Raw genomic sequence first — 26,758 nt, 5'->3', positions numbered from 1 at the left:
ATGCGACGTTTCCTGGATGGCCTCTACGGCCTGGGCGCCGTGCTCGGCGCCCTGTGCACGGTCGGCGTACTGGTCGCCGTGCTGGCCGGCATCGTGGCGCGGGAGGCGGGGTGGAACATCCCCGGCACCGATGCCTATGCCGGCTATTTCATGGCGGCGGCCGGTTTCCTGGCCCTGGCCAGTACGTTCAAGCATGGCGAGCACATCCGCGTGACGCTGATCCTGAATTCCCTGGCGCCGGCCGGCGGACGCCGCCTGGACATCTTCGCGCTGGCCGTGGGTGTCCTGCTTGCCGCCGCCTTTGCCTGGTACAGCGTCAAACTGGCGCATGACTCCTGGGAGTTCAACGACGTATCCACCTCCAACGACGCCACGCCCTTGTGGATACCGCAGATCAGCATGGCGCTCGGCACACTGCTGTTCTTCATCGCGCTGGTCGACGAACTGATCCGTCGCATCCGCGGCCACGCCGCTCCTTCCTCGCAGCAAGTCCATGAATGACATCGCGGTAATCACCCTGCTGATCGTATCGATCTTCCTGCTGCTGGGCTGCGGCGTATGGGTCGGCCTGACGCTGACCGGCACGGCCTGGATCGCCATGGAGATTTTCTCCAGCCGCCCGGCGGGCGACGCCATGGCCGTGACGGTGTGGGGGGCGGCCTCCAGCTGGACGCTGACCGCCCTGCCCCTGTTCCTGTGGATGGGCGAAATCCTGTTCCGCACGCGGCTGTCCGAGGACCTTTTCAAGGGCCTGGCGCCCTGGCTGGAGCGCCTGCCCGGGCGGCTGCTGCACACCAATGTGATCGGCTGCGCCATCTTCGCGGCGGTGTCCGGCTCTTCGGCGGCCACCTGCGCCACCGTCGGCAAGATGACCATCCCGGAATTGAAGCGGCGCGGCTACCCCGAAAAGCAGGTACTGGGCACGCTTTCGGGCGCCGGCACGCTGGGACTGCTGATCCCGCCGTCCATCATCATGATCGTCTATGGCGTCGCGGCCGATGTATCCATCGCCCATCTCTTCATCGCCGGCATCATTCCGGGCATCCTGCTGGCGGGGCTGTTCATGGGCTATATCGCCTGGTGGGCGCTGCGCAATCCCGGCGCGATACCGGCCCCCGAGCGCACCCTGCGGCTGTCGGAAAAGCTGCACGAGGCGCGCCATCTGATTCCGGTCATCCTGCTGATCGCGGCGGTGCTGGGCTCCATCTACACCGGCCTGGCCACGGCCACGGAAGCCGCGGCGGTCGGCGTGGTGGGCGCGCTGATCCTGTCGGCGCTGCAGGGGTCATTGACCCGATCCAGCTTCATCGACTCGCTGATGGGCGCGACGCGGCTTTACTGCATGATCGCGCTGATCCTGGCGGGCGCGCAGTTCCTGACCCTGGCCATGGGCTATATCGGCCTGCCGCGCCAGCTGGCGGAATGGATAGGCGGCCTGGGACTGACGCCATTCTGGCTGATCATGGCGCTGATGGTGTTCTTCATCATCCTGGGCTGCTTCCTGGACGGCATCTCCATCGTCGTGCTGACCATGGGCGTACTGCTGCCCACCGTGCAGGCCGCCCACATCGACCTGATCTGGTTCGGCATCTTCATCGTGTTCGTCGTCGAAATGGCGCAGATCACGCCGCCCGTGGGCTTCAACCTTTTCGTGCTGTCCGGCATGACGGGGCGCGAGCTGCCTTATATCGCCCGCGCGTCCGTGCCGATGTTCCTGCTGATGATCGTGGCCGTGCTGCTCCTGTACGTGGCGCCCGGCATCGCGACCTGGCTTCCGCAGCACATGCGCATGTAAACCCCGCGACGGCGGCCGGGCGCGCCCTCAGCCCGCCTGGTTGTCGTTGCGCGGCTCGGGCGCCCGATAGCCCGTCAGCGTCACCACCACCTGGCGCTGGTGGGGACGCTGGCGGTGCTCCCACAGGTAGATGCCCTGCCAGGTTCCCAGGTCCAGCTCGCCGCCGGAAAAGGGAATGGACAGGCTGGCGCCCGTCAGCGCGGCGCGGACGTGGGCCGGCATATCGTCGGGCCCTTCGGCGTCATGCAGGAACAGCGGATCGCCGTCCGGAACCAGGCGCGAGAAATAACGCTCCAGGTCGGCCCGCACCTGCGGGTCGGCGTTCTCGGTGATCAGCAGCGAGCAGCTGGTGTGCCGGGTGAACACATAGGCCATGCCGAATTCCAGGCCGCTGTGCGAGACCATCGCGCGGACGGAGCCGGTCAGTTCGACGAAACCGCGCCCCGGCGTAGCGACGTCCAGTTCATCCCGCAGCATGGTGTTCAGGGGCATGACACGGGCCTTGGTCTTTCGCATAGTCGCTCCACGGAAACATTGCCCGACACCTGCATCGGGTATAAAAAGTTTAGCCGCCTTGTCGATTTCCCTTGCGGCCGTTCGTCGTGTGACAGGCCTACCCCGCCGCGGCCTGGCCCGCCGCCTAGCTGAAAGGAAGCTTAACCATGCCCAAGCCCTCTGCCCATCCCATCCCGCCCGGCATGCATAGCCTGACCCCGCACCTGGTCTGCGCCAATGCCCTGGATGCCATCGAGTTCTATCAAAAAGCCTTCGGCGCCCGGCTGGAAGGCAAGCTGATGGCGCCGGACGGCAAGACGCTGATGCATGCCATGCTGCGCATCGGCGATTCCGCCCTGATGCTGGCCGACGAGTGTCCCGAATGGGGATCGCTGGGCCCGCAGGCCAGCCAGGGCAAGCCCGTGGTGATCCATCTGTACGTCGAGGACGTCGACGCCACGGTTGCCACCGCCACGGCCGCCGGCGCCAAGGTCGTCATGCCGGTCAGCGACATGTTCTGGGGCGACCGCTACGGCCAGATCGACGACCCCTTCGGGCATCGCTGGTCCGTGGCCACGCACAAGCTGGAAATGACGCCGGAAGAAATGAAGGAAGGAATGGAGAAGAGCTTCCGCGAACATCAATGATGCGCGGAGACGATGCGCGGGACCCGCCGGCTGGCGGGGCCGGGCCTTCGGCCGCCGTACCGATACGGCGCCCCGCCGGCCGGCGCCCGGCCATCCTGCCACGCGGCAGGTGAGCCGGCGCGGATCAGCCCTTGCGCGCCAGCGCCAGGAAACCCGGCACGGCCAGCAGGCCGGCCAGGCGCGCGAAGGCCACCATGGCGGTCTCCACGCGCTCCGCGGGCATCAGCAGATTGAGCGTGCCCAGGCAGGCATCGTTGGCGACCACCGGCACGTTGATGACCGACTTCAAGCCCAGGGCCAGGATCGCATCGTGGTCATCGAAGGACTCGCGGATGGCCGCGGTGCCCTCGCCCACGTAGATGCGCCGCTCCAGCAGCACATGCTGGCCCCAGCGCGTGCCGGCCTTTTCCTTCGATCCGCCGGGCGGATACGAGACCGGATCGGAGCTATACAGCCTGACCACCGCGATGCGCGCCGGATCGAAGCGGTTGACGGTGCACAAGGTGTGGCGCAGCACCGGCTTGGCATAGGCGTCGATCGCGGCGAACAAGGCGATCGGATCCGTGCCGGCGCAGGCCGCGGCAATCGCATCGATGCCCTTCAGCACCGCCTGCTGCAAGGGGATGCCGTTGATGGAGAAAGCGGTGTCCGTCATGAAACAGCTCTGTCTTGATGAGTGGCGCGAATGCATGCGCCCACGGGGCGCAGCGGCACCCCGTGGACGGACCGCGAATTACTCGTCGGCCTTGATATTGAGTTCGCGCACCAGCTTGCCGTACTTGTCGGCATCGCGCTCCAGCGTCTTCTGGAACTCGGCCGGCGTGGTCTGCATGACCTGCACGCCGATATCGCCCATCTGCTTCTGCACTTCGGGCAGGGCCAGGATGCGGTTGATCTCGGTGTTCAGCTTCTGCACGATCGCGGGGTCCATGCCCGCCGGACCGAAGGCGCCGTACCACACGGCCAGCTCATAGCCCGGCACGGTTTCCGCCACGGTGGGCACGTCGGGCAGCAGCGGCGAACGCTTTTCTTCCGTGACGGCCAGCAGCTTCAGCTTGCCGGTCTTGACGTGCGGCAGCGTTTGCGTGCCGGCGCTGAACAGCAGCTGGGTGCGGCCGGCCACCGTATCGAGCACCGCCGGCGCGCCGCCGCGGTAAGGCACGTGCACCATCTGGATGCCGGTGGCCTTCTGGAACAGGGCCGCGCTCAGGTGGTTGGTCGAACCGGCGCCGGCCGACGCGTAGGCGATCTGGTTGGGATGCGCCTTGGCGTAGGCGATGAACTCGGCGACGTTGTTGGCCGGGACTTCGGGATTGATCACCATGGTGTTGGTCACCAGGGCCAGTTCGGCGATGGGGCTGAAGTCCTTGACGCCGTCGAAGGGCATCGTGGCGTACAGCGCCTGGTTCATGGTGTGCGTGCTCATCGAGCCGATCAGCAGCGTGTAGCCGTCCGGCTTGGCACGCGCCACGAAAGCCGAACCGATGTTGCCGGAGGCGCCGGAGCGGTTTTCCACGACCACGGACTGGCCGAAGGACTGGCTCATGTGCTGGGCCAGCAGGCGCGCCAGGATATCGGTGGAACCGCCGGCGGCCCACGGCACGATCAATGTGATCGGCTTTTCAGGATAGGCGGCCAGGGCCAGCCCGGGCAGGATCGCCAGCGCGACGGCTGCCGCGCGAAGTAGACGTTGTATCGATTTCATAGGAATCCCCACGATAAAAGCGCGCGCGATGCGGCTGCCGCGCGCTGGACTGAAACAGAATGGCCGCGGCCCGCGTGCCGCGGCCTTGGGACGCCGCGGGCCTAGCGGCCCACCGCGTACCCTTGCATGCCGCGCGGGTTGGCGCCCGCGCGCAACAGGCGCCCGCCGCCCGCTTCGGGTTCGCGGGTGCAGGCGCTGATACGGCCCTCCGACCAGTCGCCGCCCAGCTTGACCTCATGCCCGGCCGCGCGCAGGGCATCGATGGTCGATGCCGGAAAGCGCGATTCCGCGGTGATGCGATTCAAGGTGGTCGTACGCGGCCAGAAGGAGCCGGGGAAATGATCCACGTGCCAGGACGGGCACTCGATGGCTTCCTGCAGGTTCAGGCCGTGCAGCGCATGGCGCAGGAAGAACGCCACCGTCCACTGGTCCTGCTGGTCGCCGCCCGGCGTGCCGAAAGCCATATAGGGTTCGCCGTCGCGCAGCGCCATGCCCGGCGAAAGCGTGGTGCACGGGCGCATGCGCGGGCGCAGCGTGCCGGGCAGGCCCTCGTCCAGCCAGGTCATCTGCAGGCGCGTCGTAATGGAAAAGCCCAGTCCGGGCACCGCGGGGCTGGACGACAGCCAGCCGCCGGACGGCGTGGCCGCGACCATATTGCCGTTGCGGTCGATCACATCGATATGGCAGGTATCGCCGACGAATACTTCACGCTCCAGCCACTCCCGCACCGGCGGCAATTGCGCGAAAGTGGGCTCGCCCACGCCAAAGCGCGTGTCCGAGGCGGCCAGCGTGCGCACGGCGGCATCCAGGTCCGGCAGGCGGAACTCGCGCCCGCCCGGCCGGCCCGGACGCAATTCCGTGGAGGCGCGATCGCCGATCAGGGCGGCGCGCTCGCGCGCATACTCGTCCGACAGCAGCGCTTGCAGCGGGACGTCCACCGCATCGGGGTCGCCGTACCAGGCCAGTTTGTCGGCGAAGGCCAGCTTGGCGGCCTCGGCCACCTTGTGCACGAATTCCGGCGAGTCGGGGGCGACATTCTCCAGCCCCAGGTGCTTGAGCATCGCCACCTGCTGCAGGAACACCGGCCCCTGGGACCAGGGACCGCACTTGGCCACGGTGTAGCGGCCCAGCTGGGCGGTCGCGGGCGCCTCGTAGCGCGCCTGCCAGGCGGCCATGTCGTCCAGGCGCAGCAGGCCGGTGTTGCGTTCGCCGGTGGTGTCGCGGATCGGCTCGGTGCGATAGAACCGGTCGATGGCCCGCGCGACGAAGCCGCGGTACCACACGTCGATCGCCGCATCGATGCGCGCGCGCCGGTCGCCCTTGGCGCTGGCTTCGTCCAGGATGCGGGTATAGGTGTCGGCGATGGCCGGCGTGCGGAACAGGCGCTCCGGATGCGGCACGCGGCCGTCGGGCATCCACACGGCGGCGGACGACGACCATTCGTCGCGGAACAGCGCCTGCACGGCATAGATGGCTTGTACGATGCGGGGCACCAGCGGGAAGCCGTTGCGCGCGTATTCGATGGCGGGCCGCAGCACGTCGGCCAGCTCCCAGGTGCCGTGGTCGCGCAGCAGCGTCAGCCACGCGCCGAAGGCGCCGGGCACGGTGGCCGGCAGCAGGCCTATCCCCGGCACCATGTCCACGCCCAGGCCCCGGAAGTACGCGGGCGTGGCCAGGGCCGGCGCGCTGCCCTGCCCGCACAGCGACTGGATGCGCCGATCGCGCTCGTTCCAGAACAGGATGGGGACTTCGCCGCCGGGCCCGTTCAGATGAGGCTCGACGATCTGCAGCATGAAGCCGCCGGCGGCGGCCGCGTCGAAGGCATTGCCGCCCCGCTCCAGCACGCTCATCGCGACCTGGGAGGCCAGCCAATGCGTGGAGGAAACGACGCCGAAACTGCCCCGGATCTCCGGGCGCGCGGTGAATGCGGAGGTGGCCATGACGCCCCCCAAAGGTTGAAACACAAAGTAAGTATAGGCCGCGAGCAATAACGGAACTCATGTTTTTTATAATGGCGCGATAACCGGATGGTTATGGGCGCGCGGGCCGAACGTACCGCGCCCGTCCCTGCCCGTCCGGCCGGCCATTCACCCTCGATCCACCGGCCATGCACCGGCATATCGCCGGCCCCTTCCACCACCGGACCCCCGCCATGGTTACCGCATCGTCCCGCCTGCTGTCCCGCCTGAAGCTGCGCCACCTGACGCTGCTGACGCGCATCGCCCCCGGCGATTCGCTGACGCGCGTGGCGGAATCCATGGGCGTCAGCCAGCCGGCCGCCACCAAGTCCCTGGCGGAAATCGAGGACCTGTTCGGCGGCCCCTTGTTCGTCCGCACGGCGCGCGGACTGCATCCCACTCCGCTCGGAGAACTGGCGCAGGTGCGCGCGCGGCACATGCTGCAGGACATCGACCACTGGGCCATCGAGATGGACGCGCTGCGCGGCGGCCATTCGGCGCACCTGCACGTGGGCGCCATTCCGTTTATCTCCGCGCGCATCCTGGTGCCCACCGTGGAACGCCTGTACGCGCGGCACCGGATCACCGTCAGGCTGGAGCGCGCCACCACGGACCAGTTGCTGCAGTCGCTGCGGGCGCACGTGCTCGACTGCGTCATCGGCCGCGCCTCTGTCATGGTGGGCACCGACGACCTGCATCACGAGGTCCTGTATCCGCAGCGCCCCGCGCTGATCGCCAATCCCAGGCTGGCCCGGCGCATGGCGCGGCGCCAGCCCGATTGGCGCGAACTGGCCGGCATGAACTGGATCCTGCCCACGCCCGCCACGCCGATCGGCAACATGGTCAGCGAGCTCTTCACCCGGGCGGGCGTGCGGCCGCCATCGCCGCGCATGCAGACGTATTCCATGGACGTCATCGCGGCCCTGATGCGCAACGACGACAGCCTCGTCTCCATCGTCCCGGAAGACATTGCCGACGACCTGGCCCTGGGCGGCCACGTCACACGCATTCCCTGGCGCTTCGACTGGTCGCTGCCGCCCATCAGCCTGATCCGCCGCCGCCGCGACGTCGCGCTGGAAGCGGAAGAACGCTTTGTCGAAATCCTGCGCAGCGTCTGCCGCGAGACCGTGGCCGACGCGTCGGACCAGGATATCCGACCGGGCCCGCCGCTGGCCCATGCCGGCGGCGATGCCGCGCACGGCCCCGCGCCACGGGCCGCGGCAGCGACCGCGCATCGTGCGCCGGCAAAAAGGCCGCGCGCCAACGCGGCCGCGCGCCGCCGGCCGCCTCACAGTCTGGAAGACTCGTAAGCAATGGCAAGGCCGCTTGCCGGGTCCGGACGCGGGCCGGCGGCGGTCCTCCCTGGTACCGCCCGGCCTCGGCCGCCATGCGCCCCCAAGCTGACAGTACGATTCATCACCAAATAAGGGGGACGGCACAAATTCGCGCCATGGCGCATGCGTATCCTTGGCAGCGCTTCCCGGACGGCCATGCGGTTCCCGCTGGCCGACAGGACATGTACCCCGCATTTCCCAAGGAGAACAGGATGAAATTGCGCATCACCGTGCTGGCCGCGTCCTTGCTTTTCGGCACTGCGGCCCTGGCGCAAACCCAGGCCGTCAGCGCCACCGGTGCGCCGGCGGCGTCCCAGGCCGACGCGCGTATCGAGCAGCACATCAAGGCACTGCACGCGCAACTGAAAATCACGCCGGCCGAGGAACAGCAGTGGTCCGTCGTCGCCCAGACCATGCGCGACAACGCCACGCAGATCGACCAGCTGATTTCCAAGCGCGAGAGCCGCGACACGATGACGGCCCTGGACGACCTGGACTCCTATGCCCAGATCACGCAGGCCAACTCCGACGGCGTGAAGAAACTGGCCGCCGTGTTCGCCCCCCTGTACAACGCCATGCCCGACGAGCAGAAGCGCAACGCGGACAAGGTATTCGCCGAATCGCACGAGCGCCACGCCGCGCGCCGGGGCAAGGCCCCTGCCCCCGCCGCACCGGCCCCCGGCAAGGGCTGAGCCCCGGCCATAGGACCCGCCACATGAAACGAGCCATCCTGACCGCCCTGGCCGGCGTCGCGGCGGCGGCCGCCATTCCCGCCGCCCAGGCGCAAGTCAGCATCAACCTGGGCATCGGCACGCCCCTCTACACCGCGCCGCCGCCCGTCGTCGTCGCGCCCCGCCCGGTATATGTCGCGCCGCCGCCCGTGGTCTATCGCGGCCACGACGAATGGGGACACGCGCGGCGGCCGGTCGTGGTCGTGCACCACGACGATCACCGCCACCATCGCGACGATCATCGCGACTACCGCCACTGAAGCCCGCGGCGCGTGCGTGCCCGCGCGTGCGCGCTATTCCAGGGTGATGTGCATGTCGTCCCCCAGCTTGCGTATCGTCGCGACATAGTCCTTCAGCATCGCGTCGAACTGCTCCGGGGTACTGGACTGCGGTTCCGCGCCCAGGTCGTTCAGGCGCTTGCTCACTTCGGGCAGCGCCAGTACGCGGGCGATTTCAGCGCTCAGCTTCTGGCGCACGGGCATGGGCGTCCCGCCCGGGACCAGGGCGCCGAACCAGTCGTCGGCATTGAATCCGCTCATGCCCGGCTTGTCGACCACCGCCACGCCGGGCATGAACTTGTCCGCGGCCGCCGATGTCGCGCCCAGCACCAGCAGGCGTCCGTCGCGCGCCAGGGGCAAGGCGTTCGGGCCAGGGGCGAAGGCATATTGCACGCGGTTCTGCATGACGTCGGTCACCGCTTCCGGCGTGCCGCGGTACGGGACGTGTACGGCCGCGAAACCGTAGACCGCCGCGAACTGCGCCGCATGCAGGTGTCCCGTGCTGCCCATGCCGGCGGAGCCGTAGCTCACCCCTTCGGGCCGGGACTTGCCATAGGCGGCCAGCTCGGCCAGCGACTTCACGCCCAGGCTGGGCGACACCACCAGGAAGCTGGGCGATCGCGCCATCAGGCCCACGCCCGCCAGGTCCTTCAAGGGGTCGTAGGGCAGCCGGCGATCCAGCGCCGACCGTACGCCGAACGCACTGGGCGCGACCAGTACGGTCTGGCCGTCGGGCTTGCTGGACACCACGTACGAAGCCCCGATGACACCGCCCGCGCCCGCGCGGTTGTCGACCACCACCGGCACGCCCCACGATTGCGAGATGTGCTGCGCCACGACGCGCGCGATGACATCGGTCGGGCCGCCCGGCGTGGCGGGGACGACGAAGCGGATGGGACCGCTGGGATAGGATGGCGCGCCGCCCGCCATGGCGGATGAGGCGCCGAGCACGACACACGCCAGCGCCCCACGCAGGAAACGGGATCGAGATATGGACATGATGGCAAAAGGCGCCCACCGCGAGACGGCGCGGCGCCACTCCTGTGACGATTGAACACAGCGCCGCCGCGCTCCGTATCCGGAGCGGCCACGGCGTCCCCGCATCGGTCCCGTGCATTGCTGTCCGCCGGCACCTATGCTTTGCCGTCTCCACCCTTACCCTGGTGGGACCTTCCGCGCCCTGCGGCGCGGACCCTTATGCCGCGGCCGCCTGGCGCGACTGCCACCAGTGCCTGAGCCAGCCTTCGTTGCCGCCGCAGGCCAGCAGCTCGCGCAGCGCCTGCGGCACCGGCGGCAGCTCGCGCGAGATGCCACGGCTATGGTTGACGAAGCGCCCGTCCAGGAAATCGACTTCCAGGTCGTCGCCGGTCTCGCAACACGCGGCGATGCCCTCGCAGTGGTTCAGCACGCGCAATCCGGTGCTGATGGCCGCGCGGTAGGCCTGCACCGACATCGATTCGCACACCAGGCCCAGCCCCAGGGCCTGCATCGCCACATAGCCGTTGCCCTTGGGCCCCATGCCGAAATTGCGGCCGGTGACGATGATATCGCCCGGCCGGCAGCGCTCGTGGAAGCCGGGATCGGTCTCTTCGAACAGATGCGGAACGAGCACCTGGGGATCCATTTCGCGCGCGGTGATGAAGCGCGCCGGGATGACGCCGCCGGGATGCGGCACGTCATCGCCCAGCCTGTAGCAGCGGCCGCGCAGTACCCACTGGTAGTCATTCATAGGCGTTCTCGCTCAGGTCGGACAGCGCGGCATCGGCCTCCACGCCGCGCGGATCGGCGATACAGCCCGCCACGGCCGAGGCCGCCACGGTGGCGGGATTGCCCAGGAACAATCGCGCGTCCACCGGACCGAAGCGACCGGCATTGTTATTGGTGGCCGTGGATATCGAGGCCTCGCCCGGCGCCAGCGGACCGACGACGGCGTCGTTGCAGGGCCCGCAGCCCGCCGGCAGCAGCATCGCGCCGGCGTCCAGCAGGATCTGCATGACGCCGTCGCGCGCCAGGCGCCGCGTGGAGCGTTCCGTGCCCGGCACCACGAACAGCCTGACGTGATCGGCGACCCGGCGCCCCTTCAGGATGCTGGCGGCGCGCAGGACGTCCTCGTAGGTGCCCGAGCCACAGGAGCCGATGAAGGCGTGGTCGATACGCGTGCCGGCGGCCTCGTCGACGTCCACGGCATTGCCGACATTGCCCGGCAGCGATACCTGGGGCGCGATATCCGCCAGCGCGATGGCATGGCGCGATTCGTATTCGGCGTCGGGATCGCTATAGACCGGTTCGAACTCGCGCTGGGCATGCCGCCGGCAGTACGCCAGGATGGCCGGAGAAGGCGGCACGAACACCCCGGCCGCCCGCATTTCGGTGGGCGTGCTGCACAGGGCCACGCGCGCGCCGAAGCCGAAGGCATCCAGCTCCCCGCCGTACTCCAGCACCCGGTAATCGAGGTCGATATCCAGGGCCTTGCGCTTGACCTGCCGCGCCAGATAGAAACCGATATCGCGCGCCATCACCCCTGGCGCCAGCCGCCCGTGCAGCGTCAGCAGCACGGTGCGCGGTACTTCCACCCATGTCGTGCCGGTGGCCAGCACGCGCGAAATCTCGTTGCCCACGCGCATGCCGAAGGCGCCCACCGCGCCGGCGTTGGTCGCGTGGGTATCGTTGTCGAAATAGAACATGCCCGGCAGCACCTTGCCGTCTTCCATCGGGAAGATGTGGCCATGGCCGCCGCGGCCCGCGTCGTAGAACTGGCCCACGCCCCATTGCGCCGCCGCCTGCCGGTTGTAGGCGCCGCGCTCGGCCGCCCGCGCGCTGCCATAGACCACGTCGTGGTCGCTGACCATCATCACTTTCTTCGGCTGCATCACGCGGCCGATGCCGATGCGGTCCAGCTCCATCTTGGCTTCTTTCACCAGGCCGTCATGGATCATCACCATATCGGGCTCCGGGTAAACCAGGTCGCCGGCGCGCACGCCGGGTTTACCCGAAGTTCGCGCCAAGACCTTCTCGATCGCGGTATAGCCCATATCCGTGGCCCTGCATGAAGTAGCGATGCGACAGTGTCAGGCCATGACGTTGATAAGTAAAATAACAGTAGCCTATCCACTCATTGCAGACTTTTATGAATCTGAACCTGCGCCAGTTGGAAGCCTTCGTGCTGCTGGCACGCCTGGGCGGGTTTTCCCGTGCCGCGGACCAACTGCATCTGACGCAGGCCGGCCTGAGCATCCTGATCCGGCGCCTGGAGGAAAGGCTGGATACGCGCCTGGTCGAGCGCACGACGCGCAGCGTCGCCCTCACCCCCGCGGGCAAGCAGGTGCTGCCCATCGCCGAACGCATGCTGGCGGACGCCCAGTCCATCCTGGCCTGCGGCCGCGGCATCGCGGCGGACCAGGCCGGCCGGATTTCCTTCGGGCTGGCGCCCCAGTTGGCCGGCACCGTCCTGCCCGAGGTCCTGAAAGCCTTCCGCGCGGACTATCCGCGCGTGTCCGTGGTGTTCCGCGAATGCGTGAACGAGGAGATCATCGGCCGCATCTATGCGCGGGAAATCGATTTCGGCCTGGGCTTCGGCATCCAGAAGAACAGCGAACTGGACAGCCAGCCGCTGACCGAAGACACGCTCGCGGCGGCCTTGCCGCCCGGCCACGAACTGGCGCGCAAGCGCGTCGTGCGGTGGAAGGACGTCCTGCAGCAACCCATCATCACGCTGACCGTGGGCAGCACGGTCCGCACCTTGACGGAGAACGTTTTCCTGGCCGCCGGCCAGGCCTTGCAGCCCGCCTACGAAGCCAGCAACACGATCACCGCGCTGGCGCTGGCGCGAGAGCAACTGGGCATTGCCATCGTGCCCACCAGTATCCGCCCCGCCGCCAGTGCCCAGGACATGGTGCTCAAGCCGCTGCGCGATCCGCTGGTGCGGCGTTCGCTGAACCTGATCACGCGGCGCGGTTCGGTGCTGTCCGAACCGGCGCTGCGCTTCATCGAGCTGTTCCGCGGCGCCGTCGCGCAGATCGGCACGCAGCCGGCCGAGGGACGCAAGGGCTCCGGCGCCCGGGCACACCCGCCGGCCGATCTCAGGGGTTCATCAGCGCGGTAAGTTCGCGTATCTCGTTTGCGCAGGCCGCATGGGCGCGCGCCTCGATACCGCGATACAGCGCGACGATGCGCTCGCCCACCGGCGTCAGGCTGCTGCCGCCGCCGCTCACGCCGCCCGGCCCGGATTGCGTGGCGGGCTCGCGCAGCGCGCGATTCAATTCGTCGATCAGCAGCCAGGCGCGGCGATATGACATGCCCAGGCTGCGCGCCGCCGCGGAGATCGACCCGTGTTCGGCGATCGCCTCCAGCAGGGCCACCTTGCCGGGCCCGATGGCCAGCAGGTCTCCCTTGCGGATACGCAGGCGGAACCGCACGTCGGCCTGGCCGGCCGGCGTATCGGAACCGGATGTCTTGATGGAGGGTGTCGCCATGGGCGCAAGGATACTGCAAGCGGCCGGGCGGGTTGCACGCCCGTGGCGCCTCGGCCCCTGCGCGGCACGCCGCCGCCGCTCAGGCCAGTAGCGACACGGACTTGATTTGCGCCCAGAAGCGCTTGCCCGGGGCGACTTCCAGGCGGTCGTGGGAATAGCGCGTGATGCGCGCCAGCAGCGATGTGCCGTCCGCATCCAGTCGCACCATGACGTGGGCGGGATTGTCGGCCGGCGTGCTGCCTTGCACGGTGACCGGCAGGATGTTGAGCATGCTGCCGTCCTCCTGCCGGGTGCGCGCCAGGCTGATGTCGCGCGCGTTGACCACCAGCCGCATGGCACGGCCGGCGGGCACGGCCGCATGCACCACGCGCAGGATGGAGCGGCTGCCCGGCAGCGCCACCGACAGCAGGCGGTAGGCATCGTCGTAGCCGGTCACCACGCCCTGGACCATGACCGCGGCCTGTTCGCCGCGCGCCGGCGGCAAGCCCAGGTCGGCCAGCGTCCCCGCGATCGGGCCGCTGGAAAGGACGCGCCCGTTTTCCATCAGCACCACGTGGTCGGCCAGGCGCGCGACCTCCCGCGCGGCATGGCTGACGTAAACGATGGGAATGTCCAGTTCGTCGTGCAGGCGCTCCAGATAGGGCAGGATCTCCTGCTTGCGGCGGTCGTCCAGCGCGGCGAGCGGCTCGTCCATCAAAAGCAGGCGCGGGCTGGTCAGCAAGGCGCGCGCGATGCCCACCCGCTGGCGCTCGCCGCCGGACAGATGGTCCGGCATGCGCGCCAGCAGATGGTCGATGCCCAGCAAGGCGGCCGCCTCCGCCGGCTGTATGCGCCGCGCGGACGGCGCCACGCGCTTGTAGCCATAGGCCAGGTTGGCGCGCACGTCCAGATGGGGGAACAGGTTCGCGTCCTGGAAAACATAGCCGACCTCGCGGCGATGCGGCGGCAGCGCGTGGCGGCGCGCGGTATCGAGCCAGGTCTCGCCGTTTACCCGCAGATAGCCGGGATCGGGCATGGCCAGTCCCGCCAGGCATCGCAGCAGGCTGGTCTTGCCGGAGCCGGAAGGCCCGAACAGCGCCGTCACCCCACGGCCCGGCAGGCGCAGATCGACATCCAGGTCGAAGCTGCCCTGCCGCAGGCGCAGGCGCGCCTCTATGACGCTATCGTCCGGCGGACGCGGTGCCGGGGCGGCAGGCACGGCGCCGGCATGCGGCATGGCTTGCGGCGAGGCGCTCATGGCCTTCCCCCGGCGCGGTCGCGCCGCGCATAAAGCAGCAGCAGCACCAGGAAAGACAGCACCACCATGCCCGCGGACAGGACGTGTGCCCGCCCGTATTCCAGCGCTTCCACATGGTCGTAGATCTGCACGGACACCACGCGGGTACTGCCCGGGATATTGCCGCCTATCATGAGCACCACGCCGAACTCCCCGACCGTGTGGGCGAAGCCCAGCACGGCGGCCGTCAGGTAGCCGGGCCGGGCCAGGGGCAAGGCGACCGTCGCGAAGCGGTCCCAGGGCCCCGCGCGCAGCGTGGCGGCCGCTTCCAGCGGCAAGCGGCCGACGGCGCTGAACGCGTTATGCAGGGGCTGCACCACGAAGGGCAGCGAATACACCAGCGAGCCCACCACCAGCCCCGCGAAGCTGAAAGGCAAGGTGCCCAGGCCCAGCGCCTGGGTCAGGCGCCCGATGGTGCCGTTCGGCCCCATCGCCAGCAGCAGATAGAAGCCGATGACGGTGGGCGGCAGCACCAGCGGCAAGGCCACGACCGCGCTGACCGGGCCGCGCCAGCGCGATGCCGTGCGCGCCAGCCACCAGGCGATGGGCGTGCCGATGACCAGCAATAGCAAGGTCGTCAGGGCCGCCAGCTTGAGCGTCAGCCAGATGGCGGCGGCGTCTTCGGCGGTCAGCATGGGCGGGTCCCGTCAGCGCTTGTAGCCATAGGACAGGATGATTTTTTCGGCCTGCGGGCCCTTCAGGAAATCGACGAAGGCGCGCGCCGCGGGATTGCCCGCGCCTTTCCGCAGGATGACGGCATCCTGGCGGATGGGCTGGTGCAGGGATTCGGGCACCACCCAGGCCGAGCCGCCGGTCAGTTTGCCGTCCTTGTAGATCTGCGACAGCGCGACGAAGCCCAGTTCGGCGTTGCCGCTGGCGACGAACTGCCGGGCCTGGCTGATGTTCTGTCCTTCGACGATCTTGGGCCGCAGGGCGTCCAGCAGGCCGAGTTGCTCCAGGGTCTGCAGCGCGGCCAGTCCGTACGGGGCGGCCTTGGGATTGGCGATGGCCAGATGGGCGTAGGCATTGCCCCGGAGCACCTGGCCATCCTGGTCGACGACGCCCGCCTTGGCGGACCACAGCGCCAGGGCGCCGACCGCATAGGTGAACCGAGAGCCCGGCACGGTGGCATTCTCCTGCTCCAGCCGCGCCGGCGTCGTGTCGTCGGCGGCCAGGAAGACCTCGAAGGGCGCGCCGTTGCGGATCTGCGCATAGAACTGCCCCGTCGCGCCGTAGGCGGCAATGACCGTATCGCCGGTCTTCCTGTGGAACGCGTCGGCGATGGCTTTCATGGGCGCGGTGAAGTTGGCGGCCACGGCCACCTGCACCTCCGCGGCCAGGGCGGGAAGCGCCCCCGCGGCCGCGAGCAGGCCGAGCGCCAGTGCAACGGCACGCGGTTTCATGCGGACTCCCATATCCATGCGATGGACTCCCAGTGACGGACTCGTTATGTCCGGATGTATACGACGGGCGATATAGTACGCCAGAAACCGGGCCCGAAGGCCGACGATTCAACGCAGGCCATACGCCGCGCGCGCTTCCCTCTTTTAGAATCGATGCCACCGCCCTTGTCTGTCCGCATGCCCTCGCCCATGCCGATGTTCCGCACGCCCGCCCAATTGCTCCAACGCTGCCTTGCGCCGGCGGGGCGCTGGCTGCGCCGGGCGGGCGCGGCCGCGCTCGTGCTGGTCCTGGCCGCGTGCAGCACGAGCTACCAGCCCATGGGCCCCGCGCGCGCCACGCCGGCCCTGGCCGGCGATACGCTGGTGGCCATCGATGGCGCGCGCCTGCCCTTGCGCACCTGGCAGGCGACGCCGTCGCCCTGGGCCGCCATCGTCGCCTTGCACGGCATGAACGATTATTCCAATGCCTTCGACCAGGCGGCGCGCTACTGGGCCGCGCAGGGCATCGTCACCTACGCCTACGACCAGCGCGGCTTCGGTGCGGGGCCGCGCCCCGGTATCTGGGCGGATACGGCCACCATGGTCGCCGACCTGAACGCCGCCGTGGATGCCGTGTCGGCCGCCCACCCCGGCCTGCCTGTCTACGTCCTGGGCGAAAGCATGGGCGGCGCCGTGGTGGCGACGGCCCTGGGCACCCCGCCCATGGGCGGCACGGTGCCGCTGTCGCGCCGCATCGCCGGCGCCATCCTGTCGGCTCCCGCGATGTGGGGACGCCAGGTGATGAACCCCTTCTATCGCTTCACGCTCTGGGTGGGCTACAACACCATGCCCGGCATGGAGGTCGAGCCCCCGCGCGGCCTGAAGATCATGCCGTCGGACAATATTGAAATGCTGCGCGCGCTGGGCAAGGACCCCTTGGTGATCAAGCGCACGCGCATCGATGCCCTGAAAGGCCTGGTCGACCTGATGAGCAGCGCCGAGGCCGCCCTGCCCGCCATCCCGCCCGACGTCCCGCTGCTGGTGCTGTTCGGCCGCCACGAACAGGTACTGCCGGACAAAGTGGTGGCGGAAACCCTGCGCCGCATCGAGGACAGTCCCGCCAATGCCCGCCCGCGCGTCGCACTGTACCAAGACGGCTACCACATGCTGCTACGGGACCTGCAGGCCGAAACCGTCTGGCGCGACATCGCCGCCTGGATGCGCGCGCCGCTGGTGGCCGCGCTGCCCAGCGGCGCGGAACAGCATTACCCCACGGCCCGCGCGCCCGCGCCGGACGCCCGCCAGGCGTATGCCGGCGGCAGCGGTCCGTCGTCCGCCACGCCACGCTAGCTTGCCGTACACGCCGCGGCTGGGGCGCCGGTCAGCGCCCGGGCGCCGGTAGCCCGCGCGCTTTCAGATCGCGCAGCACGGCGGGTATCGAGGCCGGCAGGTCTTCCGCGATCAAGCCCGGGCCATGCAGGGCGGCGGCCGCGCCATGGATCCAGGCCGCCGCGCAGGCAGCGTCGAAGGCCTCCATGCCCTGGGCCAGCAGCCCGGCGATCATTCCCGTCAACACATCGCCCGTGCCGCCGGTCGCCAGGTCGGGCGGCGCGTTGGCATTGATGGCGGTACGGCCGTCCGGCGCTGCGATCACCGTGTCGGCGCCCTTCAGCAGGACCACCGCCCCGCTGCGCTGCGCGGCCCGCCTGACGCGCGCCAGCTTGTCGCCGGCGCGGTCGAACAGGCGGCCGAACTCGCCTTCGTGCGGGGTCAGCACGCAAGGGCCGTGTATCGCGTGGAACAGCGCGGCGGGCTTGTCGGCGAAGGCCGTCAGCGCATCGGCATCCAGCACCACGGCGCGATGGGTAGCCAGGGCGTCGAGCACATGCGCGCGGGTGGCATCCGCCACGCCGGCGCCGGGACCGATGGCGATGGCGTTCTTGCGCGTGTCCGCCAGCAAGTCGGCGAATGCGCGGTCGTTCTCCATCGGCTGCACCATGATGCTGGTCAACGCGGCGGCGTAGACGGCCCACGCGGGGCGCGGGGCCGCCACGGTGACCAGGCCCGCGCCGATGCGCGCGGCCGCCAACGCGGAAAGGCGCGCGGCGCCCGTCATGACCGCGCCGCCCATGACCACGGCGTGCCCGCGGGCATACTTGTGCCCGTCCAGCCGCGGCCAGGGGAAACGCGGCAGCCAGGCGGCCGGCGTGTTCTCGTGCGCGTGGGAGGCCACCGTCCGCAGCACCGCATCCGGGATACCGATATCGGCCACGATCAGCTCGCCGCATAGTGCGCGGCCGGGCAGTAGCAGATGGCCGGGCTTCTTGCGGAAGAAGGTCACGGTGCAGGCCGCCTGCATGGCGATGCCGCGTACTTCGCCGGTGGCGCCGTCCACCCCGCTGGGCGTATCCACCGCGCAGATGGGCAGGCCGGCCTCCGCGGCCGCCCGCAGCGTGGCGGCCGCCAGGCCCTCTACCGGACGCGCCAGGCCGGCGCCGAAGACCGCATCGACGACCAGCCCCGCGTCTTCCAGCACGGACGGCGTCAGCGGCAGCACGTCGCCCTGCCACAAGCCGGCATGATGGGCGGCGTCGCCCTTCAGTTCGTCCACCGTGCCCATCAGCGCGACCGTGACGGGCCAGCCGGCGGCCCGCAGATAGCGCGCGGCGACGAAGCCGTCGCCGCCGTTATTGCCCGGACCGCACAGCACCGCCACGGGACGCGGCGACCAGCGCGCCCGGACGGCGCGCGCCACCGCGGCGCCGGCGTTTTCCATCAGGGTGACGCCCGCATGGCCGGCCAGCATCGCGGCGTGGTCGGCGGCGGCCATTTCCTGGGGCGTCAACAAGGCGTGGTCGTTCATGGGCGGGCCTCCGTCGTCATACCGGGAAGGCGCACCCGCGCCGCCGGCCTGCGTAGACTGTAGCGCAGCCGGCGGCGGTGCTCACCCCGCCAGAAGCAGGTGCAGGCCCAATACGCCGATGCCGGCGAAAAAACAGCGGCGGAAGACCGTCGCGCTGACCCGGTGGCGCAGCCATTGCCCCGCCATCATCCCCAGCAACGCGGGCAACAGGGCCAGCAGCGAGGCCCAGGCTTCGCGCCCGCCCAACTGGCCGCCATGGATCAGGTCCCCGGCCAGCGCCACGGTGGATGCCGTGAACGCCAGCCCCATCGCCTGCACCAGCTCGTTGCGGTCCAGGCCCAGGGCCTGCAGATACGGCACGGCGGGAATGACGAAAACGCCCGTCGCCGACGTGATCGCGCCGGTGGTGGCGCCGACGAGGGGGCCCGCCCAACCCTGAGCCTGGGCCGGAACGCTGAGCCGCACGGCACTCAGGCCGAGGGCGGCGTATACCAGCAACGCCGCGCCCAATGCGTGGCCGGCCCACGCCGTCTCGCGCCCGGCCAGCCACAGTCCCGCCGCCCAGGTACCGGCGACGACGCCCACCAGCATGGTCCACAGGCGGCGCAGCAGATACACGAAGCGTCCGCCGGCGGCCAGTTGCCAGACGTTGGTCACCATGGAGGGAATGATCAGGAGCGCGGCAGCCTGCGCGGGCGCCATAGCCACACTGAGCAGCGCGATGGAAACGGTGGGCAGGCCCAGGCCGATGACACCCTTTACCAGGCCGGCCACGCCGAAGCTGGCGGCCACCAGCAGCGCCAGGGCCACGCCGCCCTCGCGGTAGAAGTCGAACAAATTATTCATGCCGGCATCATGCCCGCCGCGCGCGCCGCGGAAAAGCGGTATTACACTTAGGGAGCCTTCGGACCATCCGAAGGCTGGACCCGCCCAGGAACCGCCGGGCGCACCCCATGGACATCGCTTGCATTTCGACCTGACCGATCTCCGGCTGTTCCTGAACACGACCGAAACCGGCAGCATTACGGCCGGCGCCGCCCGCACCCACCTTGCGCTGGCATCGGCCAGCGCACGGCTGCGCGGTCTGGAAGACTCGCTGGGTACCGCCTTGCTGACGCGCGGCCGCCGCGGCGTGCGGCCCACGCCGGCCGGCCAGGCGCTGGCCTATCATGCGCGCAGCCTGCTGCAGCATGTGGAACGCATGCGGGAAGACCTGGGCGACTACGCCAGCGGCTTCAAGGGCCGCGTACGGCTCCTGTGCAACACCGCCGCCGTCACCGAGCACCTGCCCGAGCCGCTGGGCGCTTTCCTGCGCGATCATCCCAGCATCGACGTGGACCTGCAGGAAGAACCCAGCCACCGCATCCTGCCCGAATTGCGCGCGGGCACGGCGGACGTGGGCATCGTCTCCGACGCGGTGGACCTGGGCGGCCTGTACGCCACGCCCTTCCGGCGCGACCGGCTGGTGCTGCTGGCGCCGCGCGGCCATGCGCTGGCGCGTCGCGCCCGCGTGCGATACAGCGAAACCCTGGACCATCCCCACGTGGGCCTGCCGGCCACGACGGCCTTGTGCGTCTACCTGGACGACCAGGCGGCGCGCATCGGCCGCTCGCTGCCCGCGCGCGTGCGGGTACAGGGCTTCGATGCCGTGGCGCGGCTCGTCATCCAGGGCGCCGGCCTGGGCATCATGCCCGAGTCCGCCGCGCGCCGCTGGCGCGGCCGCGGCGGCGCCCGCCTGCTTATACTGGACGAGACCTGGGCCGATCGCCGACTGATGCTGTGCGCGCGCACGCTGGAAGGCCTGCCCCATTACGCGCGCGCCCTGATCCTGGCGCTGCAGCCGAAAGCCGGAGACCCGTTATGACCGCCCCCACCCCGCCCCGCGTCGCGATCACCTATTGCACGCAATGCCAATGGTTGCTGCGCGCGGCCTGGATGGCCCAGGAACTGTTGTCCACCTTCGGCACCGACCTGGGCGAGGTCGCGCTCATTCCCGGCACCGGCGGCATCTTCCAGGTGCATTGCGGCGGGGCGCTGGTCTGGGACCGCAAGGCCCAGGGCGGCTTCCCCGATGCCAAGACCCTGAAGCAGCTGGTTCGCGACCATATCGATCCCGGGCGCGACCTGGGCCATATCGACCGCGACCATCATGCCCAGGGCCGTTAGGCCGATACCGCCGACGCCCGGATACATCGCGCCACCGCCCCGCTTGACAACCGCATGAACTTCGACTTGGCAGACCTGCGCGCCTTCGTGGCCGCCAGCGATCACGGCAGTTTCCGCGCCGCCGCGGAAGTCCTGTGCATTTCCCAATCCGCCCTGAGCCGGCGCATCGAAAAGCTGGAAGGCGCGCTGGGCATACGCCTGTTCGAGCGCACCACCCGGCGCCTGGAACTGACCACCGCGGGGCGTGGCTTCGTGCACAAGGCCAGGCATGTGCTGAACGAACTGGAAAGCGCCCTGCTCGGCACGCGCGACCTGGCAGACCGCATGTCCGGCGAGGTCACCATCGCCTGCGTCCCGTCGGCGGTCGCGTTTTTCCTGCCGCGCGTGATCAAGGCCTATCACGACGAATACCCGCGCATCCGCCTGCGCATCCGCGACGAAACCTCCGCGGAAATACTGACTACCGTCGCGCGCAGCGAGGCCGACTTCGGCCTGACCTATATCGGCACGCAGGAGCCCGACGTGGAGTTCGAGCCGTTGATCGAAGACCCCTTCGTCCTGGCCTGCTCGCGCGAACACCCCCTGGCCCGCAGGCGCAAGGTACGCTGGGCCGAGCTGGCCGGGCACGACTACGTCGCCGTCGCGCAGGGCAGCGGCAACCGCATGCTGATCGACCAGGCACTGGCCAATACCGCGGCCCTGCCGCGCTGGTTCTGCGAAGTCCAGCACGTGCCCGCGCTGGTCAGCCTGGTGGAAGCCGGGGTGGGCGTGGGCGTGGTGCCCAAGCTGGGCATGCCGCACCTGGGCCATGCGACCCTGGTCAGCGTGCCGCTGGTGGAGCCGGCCATCGCGCGTACCCTGGGCCTGATCAAGCGGCGCGGCCGCGCGCTGTCGGCCGCGGCGCAGCGCCTGTACGACTTCATCGTGCAATCGCGGCCTTAGCGCCGGTCCGGCGGCCACCGCCGGACCCGCCCGTCACGGCGTCGGATAGGTGCCCGGCATCAGGATTCCGCGATCGATGTCGTGGATGTTGCGGTGGCCGCACAGGGCCATGGTGACATCCAGCTCATTGGCCAGGATCTGCAGCGCCTTGGTCACGCCTTCGCGCCCGCCCGCCCCCAGGCCGTACAGGAACGACCGGCCGATCAGCGTGCCCCGCGCGCCCAGCGCCACGGCGCGCAGGATGTCCTGCCCCGAGCGTATCCCGCTGTCCATCCATACCTCGATGCGCTTGTCCACCGCATCCACGATGGAAGGCAGCATGCTGACGGCCGACATCGCGCCGTCCAGCTGGCGCCCGCCATGGTTGCTGACGACCAGGGCGTCCGCCCCGGTATCGGCGGCCAGGCGCGCGTCCTCGGCATCCAGGATGCCTTTCAGGATGAGCTTGCCGCCCCAGCGCTTCTTGATCCATTCGACGTCGCCCCAATCCAGGCGCGGATCGAACTGCTCCGCCGTCCAGGACGACAGCGACGACATGTCGCCCACGCCCTTTGCATGGCCGACGATATTGCGGAAGGCCCGCCGCTTGGTGCCCAGCATGTGGTAGCACCAGGCCGGCTTGCCCATCATGTTCAGGATGTTGCGCAGCGTCAGGCGCGGCGGCGCCGTCAGGCCGTTGCGCAGGTCCTTGTGGCGCTGGCCCAGGATCTGCAGGTCCAGCGTCAGCATCAGCGCCGAACAATTGGCCGCCTTGGCGCGGTCGATCAGCCGTTCGATGAAGTCGCGGTCGCGCATCATGTACAGCTGGAACCAGAAGGGCTTGGTGGTGTTTTCCGCCACGTCCTCGATGGAGCAGATGCTCATGGTGGACAAGGTGAACGGCACGCCGAAGGCTTCCGCCGCCTGCGCGGCCAGGATCTCGCCATCGGCATGCTGCATCCCGGTCAGGCCCGTGGGCGCCAGCGCCACCGGCATGGCGGTGGGTATCCCCACCATCGTGGTGGCGATATTGCGGTTTTCCATGTTTCGCGCCACGCGCTGGCGGAAACGGATCTTCTGCAGATCGGCCTCGTTGGCGCGATAGGTCGATTCAGTCCATGAGCCGGAATCCGCGTAGTCGTAAAACATGCGCGGCACCCGCTTTTCGGCGATCTTGCGCAGGTCTTCTATGGTGGCGATAAAGGATCGTGACGGCAAAGGCATGGTCGAGTAGGCAGTCCTTGGTTGGCGGCGGTCTGAAAGGCGATCTGGAGTGACGCGAGGCGAGAGCTTAACCCAGGCCCCGGGACGGGGCGGCCGCCCCGGCCCGCCGCGACGACCGCGGCGTGGCGGCCGGACCGGTAGCGTCATTGAACCAGGGCACCCACAAAAAGCAGGATATCAGGGCAAACCCCTCGTTTATCCGCCTTGCGCTTTGCCGCGCCATGCCCAAAAATAGCTGTTACGTTTCGTAGTCTTCTAGCAGCAGTCCGAGCCGCTTACGTCCCGGGAGTCGCCGTGTCGGTAGTGCAATTGGCATTGCGGCGCCCTTATACGTTCATCGTGATGGCGCTGCTGATCATCCTGGCCACGCCATTCGCCTTGATGCGCATGGCTACGGACATCTTCCCGGAAATCAATATTCCGGTCATCAGCATCATCTGGAACTACAACGGCCTGTCCGCCCAGGAAATGGGCGCGCGCATCGCCGCGCAGAACGAGCGCAGCCTGACCACCACCGTCAGCGATATCGAGCACATCGAATCCACCTCGCTGGCCGGCATTTCGGTCATCAAGATCTTCTTCCAGCCCACCGCCAACATCCAGACCGCCATCGCCCAGGTCGTGGCGGCCGAGCAGACGCAGGTGCGCCAGCTGCCGCCCGGCATCACGCCGCCCCTGGTGATCAAATACTCGGCCTCCAGCATTCCGGTGATCCAGCTGGGCCTTTCGAGCCCGACGATGCCGGAACAGGCCCTGTTCGACGCCGCGCTGAATACCCTGCGCCCCCGGCTGATCACGATTCCCGGCGTGGCGGTGCCCTTCCCCTACGGCGGCAAGAACCGCGTCATTTCGGTGGACCTGGATTTGCAGGCGCTGCAGGCCCGCGGCCTGTCGCCGTCCGACGTCGTCAACGCCATCAATGCGCAGAACCTGATCCTGCCCTCGGGCACGGCGAAGTTCGGCGAGACGGAGTACAACGTCCGCATGAACAGCTCGCCGGAGACGATCGCCGGCCTGAACAATCTGCCGGTCCGGGCCATACCGGGCGGCGCCACGACCTACCTGCGCGACGTGGCCTATGTGCGCGACGGCTACAACCCCCAGACCAATATCGTGCGGCAGGACGGCGTGCGCGGCGTGCTGCTGTCGGTACTGAAGAACGGCGGCGCGTCCACGCTGGACATCGTGTCCAACCTGTACGAGCTGCTGCCCAGCGTGGTCGCGACCCTGCCGCCGGAAATCAAGCTGACGCCGCTGTTCGACCAGTCGGTGTTCGTGAAGGCGGCCGTCAAGGGCGTGGTGCTGGAGGCGATCATCGCCGCGCTGCTGACCGCCACCATGGTGCTGCTGTTCCTGGGCAACTGGCGCAGCACGCTGATCATCGCCCTGACCATCCCGCTGTCCATCCTGGCGTCCATCCTGGCGCTGAAGGCGCTGGGCGAAACTTTGAACCTGATGACCCTGGGCGGACTGGCGCTGTCCGTGGGCATCCTGGTGGACCAGGCCATCGTGACCATCGAGAACATCGAGCGCCACATGCACCTGGGCAAGAAGCTGGAGGCCGCCATCCTGGACGGCGCCAACGAAATCGGCGTGGCCGCCTTCGTGTCGACGATCTGTATCTGTATCGTCTTCGTGCCGATGTTCTTCCTGTCCGGCGTCGCGCGCTTCCTGTTCGTCCCGCTGGCCGAGGCCGTGGTGTTCGCGATGCTGGCGTCCTACGTCCTGTCGCGCACGCTCGTGCCCACGCTGGTCATGCTGCTGATGCGCAATCACGGCAAGGAAGATCCGGATGCCCGGCACAGCACACTGCAGCGCGTGTACCGCGCCTTCGACCAGCGCTTCGAACGCATGCGGCGCGCCTACACCCTGCTGCTGTCGGCGCAACTGGCGCGCCGCAAGGCATTCGCCCTGCTCTTTCTGGGCTTCTGCCTGCTGTCCTGCCTGCTCTATCCCTTCCTGGGCCGCGACTTCTTCCCGTCCGTGGACGCGGGCCAGATCCGCCTGCACGTACGCATGCCCACCGGCACACGCATAGAGGAAACCGCCCGATTGGCCGACGAGGTGGAAAACCATATCCGCGAGTTGATTCCGGCCAGGGATCTGGAAACCATCCTGGACAACCTGGGCGTGCCCAATAGCGGCATCAACCTGTCCTATAGCAATGCCGGCACCTTCGGCTCGCTGGACGGCGAGATCCTGATGTCGCTGCGCGACGGCCACGCGCCCACCGACGACTACATCGCCCTGCTCCGCGCCGAGCTGCCCAAGCGCTTTCCCGGCCTGGAGTTCTTCTTCCAGCCCGCGGACATCGTCACGCAGATCCTCAACTTCGGCCTGCCCGCCGCCATCAACGTCAAGTTCACCGGCGCCGACATGGAAGCCAACGCACGGCTGGCCGCCGAGCTCGTGCGCGGCATACGCCAGATTCCCGGCGCGGTGGACGCCCACATCCACCAGAGGCTGGACCTGCCCACGCTGAACATGGTCATGGACCGCACGCGCCTGCAGCAGGTGGGCCTGAGCGCGGCCAACGTCGGCCAGAGCGTCCTGATCGCGCTTTCCGGCAGCACGCAGACCTCGCCTGCCTTCTGGCTGAATCCGCGCAACGGCATCGTCTACAGCGTGGCCGTGCAGGCGCCGCAATACCAGATCGACGGCATGGACCAATTGCTGGCGCTGCCCGTGGGCGCGCCCGGCGCGGCCGGCGGCGGCAATACCCAGTTGCTGGGCAACCTGGTGGACATCCGCCCCGCCCGCCAGCCCGCCGTGGTCTCGCGCTACAACATCCAGCCCGCCATCGACGTCTACGTCGGGGTGCAGGGCAAGGACCTGGCCAGCGTGGCCTCGCAGGTGTCCAGGCAGGTCGACGAGATCCGCCACAAGCTGCCGCGCGGCAGCCAGGTGCAAATCCTGGGCCAGGTCGAGACCATGCAGAACTCCTTCATCGGCCTGGGCGTGGGCCTGCTGATGGCCATCGTGCTGGTCTATCTGCTGATCGTGGTGAACTTCCAATCCTGGATAGACGCCTTCATCATCATCACCGCCCTGCCGGCGGCGCTGGCGGGCATCGCCTGGATGCTGTTCATCACCGGCACGACACTGAGCGTGCCGGCGCTGACCGGGGCCATCATGACCATGGGCGTGGCCACGGCCAACAGCATCCTGCTGGTTTCCTTCGCGCGGCAGCGGCGCGAGGAAGGCGCGCCCGTGCTTTCGGCCGCCCTGGAAGCCGGCGCCACGCGCCTGCGTCCCGTGATGATGACGGCGCTGGCCATGATCATCGGCATGATTCCCATGGCACTGGGCCTGGGCGAAGGCGCCGAGCAGAACGCGCCGCTGGGCCGCGCCGTGATCGGCGGCCTGCTGTTCGCCACCGTTTCCACCCTTTTCTTCGTGCCGGTGGTGTTCGCCGGCATACATCATCGCCTGGAACGCCGCAAGGCCGGCTCCGCGGGCGCCGGGCCCGTCCCGCCGCTCGCGCCGGACGCCTCGCAGCGGGAGATTTGAG

The 26,758-nt window shown here is 68.9% G+C and carries 26 protein-coding genes; 12 read left to right on the top strand and 14 right to left on the bottom strand.

The genetic code is table 11. The annotated features are described in order from the left end of the window. Positions 1 to 501, top strand: a complete 501-nt coding sequence (locus tag BAU06_RS12180; RefSeq protein ID WP_066349398.1) for a TRAP transporter small permease — start codon at positions 1 to 3, stop codon at positions 499 to 501. Then, positions 494 to 1,795, top strand: a complete 1,302-nt coding sequence (locus tag BAU06_RS12175) for a TRAP transporter large permease (RefSeq protein ID WP_066349394.1) — start codon at positions 494 to 496, stop codon at positions 1,793 to 1,795. Before BAU06_RS12180 ends, BAU06_RS12175 begins: the two co-directional genes overlap by 8 nt. A gap of 27 nt (positions 1,796 to 1,822) precedes the next feature. Here the strand turns inward: BAU06_RS12175 and BAU06_RS12170 are convergent, their stop codons facing one another. Beyond that, the gene (locus BAU06_RS12170) at positions 1,823 to 2,311 is read right to left on the bottom strand and encodes a secondary thiamine-phosphate synthase enzyme YjbQ (protein WP_231934052.1); all 489 of its coding nucleotides are present in this window, start codon (positions 2,309 to 2,311) and stop codon (positions 1,823 to 1,825) included. A gap of 146 nt (positions 2,312 to 2,457) precedes the next feature. Here BAU06_RS12170 and BAU06_RS12165 point away from each other — a divergent pair, with 146 nt between their 5' ends. Next, positions 2,458 to 2,937 (top strand): VOC family protein, encoded by a 480-nt coding sequence (locus BAU06_RS12165; protein ID WP_066349392.1) that lies wholly within the window; start codon positions 2,458 to 2,460, stop codon positions 2,935 to 2,937. 124 nt (positions 2,938 to 3,061) lie between these two features. Here the strand turns inward: BAU06_RS12165 and BAU06_RS12160 are convergent, their stop codons facing one another. The 3 genes from BAU06_RS12160 to BAU06_RS12150 all read right to left on the bottom strand — a co-directional run bounded on the left by BAU06_RS12160 (position 3,062) and on the right by BAU06_RS12150 (position 6,582). Next, complete coding sequence (locus BAU06_RS12160) at positions 3,062 to 3,592, bottom strand: GAF domain-containing protein (protein ID WP_066349391.1); 531 nt, start codon at positions 3,590 to 3,592, stop codon at positions 3,062 to 3,064. A gap of 78 nt (positions 3,593 to 3,670) precedes the next feature. Then, positions 3,671 to 4,642 carry a Bug family tripartite tricarboxylate transporter substrate binding protein gene (locus BAU06_RS12155; protein WP_066349389.1) on the bottom strand — a complete coding sequence of 324 codons (972 nt, stop codon included), beginning with the start codon at positions 4,640 to 4,642 and terminating at the stop codon, positions 3,671 to 3,673. Positions 4,643 to 4,743: 101 nt separating this feature from the next. Beyond that, the gene (locus BAU06_RS12150; protein ID WP_066349387.1) at positions 4,744 to 6,582 is read right to left on the bottom strand and encodes a gamma-glutamyltransferase family protein; all 1,839 of its coding nucleotides are present in this window, start codon (positions 6,580 to 6,582) and stop codon (positions 4,744 to 4,746) included. A gap of 212 nt (positions 6,583 to 6,794) precedes the next feature. Here BAU06_RS12150 and BAU06_RS12145 point away from each other — a divergent pair, with 212 nt between their 5' ends. The 3 genes from BAU06_RS12145 (at position 6,795) to BAU06_RS12135 (ending at position 8,925) form a co-directional block, all read left to right on the top strand. After that, positions 6,795 to 7,910 (top strand): LysR substrate-binding domain-containing protein, encoded by a 1,116-nt coding sequence (locus BAU06_RS12145; RefSeq protein ID WP_082993866.1) that lies wholly within the window; start codon positions 6,795 to 6,797, stop codon positions 7,908 to 7,910. A 236-nt stretch (positions 7,911 to 8,146) separates the two neighbouring features. Continuing rightward, positions 8,147 to 8,626: a Spy/CpxP family protein refolding chaperone gene (locus BAU06_RS12140; RefSeq protein ID WP_066349378.1), complete on the top strand. Its 480-nt coding sequence runs from the start codon at positions 8,147 to 8,149 to the stop codon at positions 8,624 to 8,626. Positions 8,627 to 8,649: 23 nt separating this feature from the next. Continuing rightward, positions 8,650 to 8,925 (top strand): hypothetical protein, encoded by a 276-nt coding sequence (locus BAU06_RS12135; protein ID WP_066349375.1) that lies wholly within the window; start codon positions 8,650 to 8,652, stop codon positions 8,923 to 8,925. Between the two features lie 33 nt (positions 8,926 to 8,958). Here BAU06_RS12135 and BAU06_RS12130 read toward each other — a convergent pair whose 3' ends face one another. From BAU06_RS12130 to BAU06_RS12120, 3 genes are all read right to left on the bottom strand, one after another. Next, positions 8,959 to 9,942, bottom strand: coding sequence for a Bug family tripartite tricarboxylate transporter substrate binding protein (locus tag BAU06_RS12130; protein ID WP_066349373.1), 984 nt, complete (start codon positions 9,940 to 9,942; stop codon positions 8,959 to 8,961). 196 nt (positions 9,943 to 10,138) lie between these two features. Beyond that, positions 10,139 to 10,672 (bottom strand): 3-isopropylmalate dehydratase small subunit, encoded by a 534-nt coding sequence (locus BAU06_RS12125; protein ID WP_066349366.1) that lies wholly within the window; start codon positions 10,670 to 10,672, stop codon positions 10,139 to 10,141. Continuing rightward, on the bottom strand, positions 10,665 to 11,948 hold the full coding sequence (locus BAU06_RS12120) for a 3-isopropylmalate dehydratase large subunit (RefSeq protein WP_197509498.1): 1,284 nt from the start codon (positions 11,946 to 11,948) through the stop codon (positions 10,665 to 10,667). The genes BAU06_RS12125 and BAU06_RS12120 overlap by 8 nt, the downstream gene beginning before the upstream one ends. A gap of 122 nt (positions 11,949 to 12,070) precedes the next feature. Here BAU06_RS12120 and BAU06_RS12115 point away from each other — a divergent pair, with 122 nt between their 5' ends. Beyond that, complete coding sequence (locus tag BAU06_RS12115; protein ID WP_066349362.1) at positions 12,071 to 13,045, top strand: LysR family transcriptional regulator; 975 nt, start codon at positions 12,071 to 12,073, stop codon at positions 13,043 to 13,045. Here BAU06_RS12115 and BAU06_RS12110 read toward each other — a convergent pair. From BAU06_RS12110 to modA, 4 genes are all read right to left on the bottom strand, one after another. Then, positions 13,023 to 13,415 (bottom strand): winged helix-turn-helix domain-containing protein, encoded by a 393-nt coding sequence (locus tag BAU06_RS12110; RefSeq protein WP_082988166.1) that lies wholly within the window; start codon positions 13,413 to 13,415, stop codon positions 13,023 to 13,025. The genes BAU06_RS12115 and BAU06_RS12110 overlap by 23 nt on opposite strands. Before the next feature lie 79 nt (positions 13,416 to 13,494). Then, complete coding sequence (modC, locus tag BAU06_RS12105) at positions 13,495 to 14,631, bottom strand: molybdenum ABC transporter ATP-binding protein (protein ID WP_066358944.1); 1,137 nt, start codon at positions 14,629 to 14,631, stop codon at positions 13,495 to 13,497. Between the two features lie 17 nt (positions 14,632 to 14,648). Continuing rightward, positions 14,649 to 15,326, bottom strand: coding sequence for a molybdate ABC transporter permease subunit (gene modB, locus BAU06_RS12100; protein WP_066349356.1), 678 nt, complete (start codon positions 15,324 to 15,326; stop codon positions 14,649 to 14,651). 12 nt (positions 15,327 to 15,338) lie between these two features. Then, entirely contained in the window at positions 15,339 to 16,094 is a 756-nt protein-coding gene (gene modA / locus BAU06_RS12095) for a molybdate ABC transporter substrate-binding protein (protein WP_415834899.1), read from the bottom strand. A gap of 165 nt (positions 16,095 to 16,259) precedes the next feature. Here modA and BAU06_RS12090 point away from each other — a divergent pair, with 165 nt between their 5' ends. After that, positions 16,260 to 17,423: an alpha/beta hydrolase gene (locus BAU06_RS12090; protein WP_197509497.1), complete on the top strand. Its 1,164-nt coding sequence runs from the start codon at positions 16,260 to 16,262 to the stop codon at positions 17,421 to 17,423. Between the two features lie 31 nt (positions 17,424 to 17,454). Here the strand turns inward: BAU06_RS12090 and BAU06_RS12085 are convergent, their stop codons facing one another. Together BAU06_RS12085 and BAU06_RS12080 are read right to left on the bottom strand one after the other, a co-directional pair. Continuing rightward, positions 17,455 to 18,936 (bottom strand): bifunctional ADP-dependent NAD(P)H-hydrate dehydratase/NAD(P)H-hydrate epimerase, encoded by a 1,482-nt coding sequence (locus tag BAU06_RS12085; protein ID WP_066349355.1) that lies wholly within the window; start codon positions 18,934 to 18,936, stop codon positions 17,455 to 17,457. An 81-nt stretch (positions 18,937 to 19,017) separates the two neighbouring features. Then, positions 19,018 to 19,782, bottom strand: a complete 765-nt coding sequence (locus BAU06_RS12080; protein ID WP_066349354.1) for a sulfite exporter TauE/SafE family protein — start codon at positions 19,780 to 19,782, stop codon at positions 19,018 to 19,020. A 118-nt stretch (positions 19,783 to 19,900) separates the two neighbouring features. Between BAU06_RS12080 and BAU06_RS12075 the strand changes: the two genes are divergently transcribed. Genes BAU06_RS12075 through BAU06_RS12065 form a run of 3 tightly spaced genes read left to right on the top strand, consistent with a single transcriptional unit; the run spans position 19,901 to position 22,044 of the window. Next, positions 19,901 to 20,800 carry a LysR family transcriptional regulator gene (locus BAU06_RS12075; RefSeq protein WP_066349352.1) on the top strand — a complete coding sequence of 300 codons (900 nt, stop codon included), beginning with the start codon at positions 19,901 to 19,903 and terminating at the stop codon, positions 20,798 to 20,800. Beyond that, positions 20,797 to 21,102 (top strand): Rdx family protein, encoded by a 306-nt coding sequence (locus tag BAU06_RS12070; RefSeq protein ID WP_066349331.1) that lies wholly within the window; start codon positions 20,797 to 20,799, stop codon positions 21,100 to 21,102. Before BAU06_RS12075 ends, BAU06_RS12070 begins: the two co-directional genes overlap by 4 nt. Before the next feature lie 54 nt (positions 21,103 to 21,156). Further along, entirely contained in the window at positions 21,157 to 22,044 is an 888-nt protein-coding gene (locus tag BAU06_RS12065) for a LysR family transcriptional regulator (RefSeq protein WP_066349329.1), read from the top strand. 33 nt (positions 22,045 to 22,077) lie between these two features. On the opposite strand, the gene BAU06_RS12060 is transcribed toward BAU06_RS12065, so the two are convergent. Continuing rightward, complete coding sequence (locus BAU06_RS12060; protein ID WP_066349327.1) at positions 22,078 to 23,247, bottom strand: alpha-hydroxy acid oxidase; 1,170 nt, start codon at positions 23,245 to 23,247, stop codon at positions 22,078 to 22,080. Between the two features lie 294 nt (positions 23,248 to 23,541). Between BAU06_RS12060 and BAU06_RS12055 the strand changes: the two genes are divergently transcribed. Continuing rightward, on the top strand, positions 23,542 to 26,757 hold the full coding sequence (locus BAU06_RS12055; protein ID WP_066349325.1) for an efflux RND transporter permease subunit: 3,216 nt from the start codon (positions 23,542 to 23,544) through the stop codon (positions 26,755 to 26,757). The last annotated feature ends 1 nt before the right edge of the window (position 26,758 follow it).

Origin of the sequence: Bordetella bronchialis, from assembly GCF_001676705.1 — a bacterium.
Classification (GTDB): domain Bacteria; phylum Pseudomonadota; class Gammaproteobacteria; order Burkholderiales; family Burkholderiaceae_B; genus Bordetella_C; species Bordetella_C bronchialis.
The sequence above is the reverse complement of the archived record's forward strand: the minus strand, read 5'-3'. Positions and strand labels throughout refer to the sequence as shown.

Coding starts and splice junctions, on each gene's coding strand:
- BAU06_RS12180 (WP_066349398.1), top strand. CDS start 1: ATGCGACGTTTCCTGGATGGCCTCTACGGCCTGGGCGCCGTGCTCGGC.
- BAU06_RS12175 (WP_066349394.1), top strand. CDS start 494: ATGAATGACATCGCGGTAATCACCCTGCTGATCGTATCGATCTTCCTG.
- BAU06_RS12170 (WP_231934052.1), bottom strand. CDS start 2,311: ATGCGAAAGACCAAGGCCCGTGTCATGCCCCTGAACACCATGCTGCGG.
- BAU06_RS12165 (WP_066349392.1), top strand. CDS start 2,458: ATGCCCAAGCCCTCTGCCCATCCCATCCCGCCCGGCATGCATAGCCTG.
- BAU06_RS12160 (WP_066349391.1), bottom strand. CDS start 3,592: ATGACGGACACCGCTTTCTCCATCAACGGCATCCCCTTGCAGCAGGCG.
- BAU06_RS12155 (WP_066349389.1), bottom strand. CDS start 4,642: ATGAAATCGATACAACGTCTACTTCGCGCGGCAGCCGTCGCGCTGGCG.
- BAU06_RS12150 (WP_066349387.1), bottom strand. CDS start 6,582: ATGGCCACCTCCGCATTCACCGCGCGCCCGGAGATCCGGGGCAGTTTC.
- BAU06_RS12145 (WP_082993866.1), top strand. CDS start 6,795: ATGGTTACCGCATCGTCCCGCCTGCTGTCCCGCCTGAAGCTGCGCCAC.
- BAU06_RS12140 (WP_066349378.1), top strand. CDS start 8,147: ATGAAATTGCGCATCACCGTGCTGGCCGCGTCCTTGCTTTTCGGCACT.
- BAU06_RS12135 (WP_066349375.1), top strand. CDS start 8,650: ATGAAACGAGCCATCCTGACCGCCCTGGCCGGCGTCGCGGCGGCGGCC.
- BAU06_RS12130 (WP_066349373.1), bottom strand. CDS start 9,942: ATGTCCATATCTCGATCCCGTTTCCTGCGTGGGGCGCTGGCGTGTGTC.
- BAU06_RS12125 (WP_066349366.1), bottom strand. CDS start 10,672: ATGAATGACTACCAGTGGGTACTGCGCGGCCGCTGCTACAGGCTGGGC.
- BAU06_RS12115 (WP_066349362.1), top strand. CDS start 12,071: ATGAATCTGAACCTGCGCCAGTTGGAAGCCTTCGTGCTGCTGGCACGC.
- BAU06_RS12110 (WP_082988166.1), bottom strand. CDS start 13,415: ATGGCGACACCCTCCATCAAGACATCCGGTTCCGATACGCCGGCCGGC.
- modC (WP_066358944.1), bottom strand. CDS start 14,631: ATGCCGCATGCCGGCGCCGTGCCTGCCGCCCCGGCACCGCGTCCGCCG.
- modB (WP_066349356.1), bottom strand. CDS start 15,326: ATGCTGACCGCCGAAGACGCCGCCGCCATCTGGCTGACGCTCAAGCTG.
- modA (WP_415834899.1), bottom strand. CDS start 16,094: ATGAAACCGCGTGCCGTTGCACTGGCGCTCGGCCTGCTCGCGGCCGCG.
- BAU06_RS12085 (WP_066349355.1), bottom strand. CDS start 18,936: ATGAACGACCACGCCTTGTTGACGCCCCAGGAAATGGCCGCCGCCGAC.
- BAU06_RS12080 (WP_066349354.1), bottom strand. CDS start 19,782: ATGAATAATTTGTTCGACTTCTACCGCGAGGGCGGCGTGGCCCTGGCG.
- BAU06_RS12070 (WP_066349331.1), top strand. CDS start 20,797: ATGACCGCCCCCACCCCGCCCCGCGTCGCGATCACCTATTGCACGCAA.
- BAU06_RS12065 (WP_066349329.1), top strand. CDS start 21,157: ATGAACTTCGACTTGGCAGACCTGCGCGCCTTCGTGGCCGCCAGCGAT.
- BAU06_RS12060 (WP_066349327.1), bottom strand. CDS start 23,247: ATGCCTTTGCCGTCACGATCCTTTATCGCCACCATAGAAGACCTGCGC.